Source organism: Mesorhizobium sp. M5C.F.Ca.ET.164.01.1.1 (assembly GCF_004792125.1).
GTDB classification, from domain to species: Bacteria; Pseudomonadota; Alphaproteobacteria; order Rhizobiales; family Rhizobiaceae; genus Mesorhizobium; species Mesorhizobium wenxiniae.
Genome location: NZ_SRTG01000580.1, coordinates 1 through 287 on the forward strand (window position 1 = coordinate 1; position 287 = coordinate 287).

Consider the following 287-nt stretch of genomic DNA (forward strand, 5'->3'; position numbering starts at 1 on the left):
ATGATCGGCAGCGAGATCAGGCCCATGGCGATGACGGACGCCGCCACGACACCGGTGGTCGCCGCTAGCAGCGCGCCGACGAAGATGACGGCATAGGCAAGGCCGCCGCGGATCGGCCCGAACAGCTGGCCGATCGTGTCGAGCAGGTCCTCGGCCATGCCGGATCGCTCGAGAACAATGCCCATGAAGGTGAAGAAGGGAATTGCCAGCAGCGTGTCGTTGGACATCACCCTGGTGCCGTAGAAATTGTCGGGCAACGCGTGCAGCAGCGGCCAGGCGAGGTTGAT

General features: G+C 64.1%; 1 protein-coding gene. It reads right to left on the reverse strand.

All coding sequences use genetic code 11. The features are described from left to right. Window positions 1-287, reverse strand: a 287-nt coding sequence (locus tag EN807_RS34835) for a TRAP transporter large permease subunit (RefSeq protein ID WP_135938109.1), incomplete at both ends; no start/stop codon positions are given.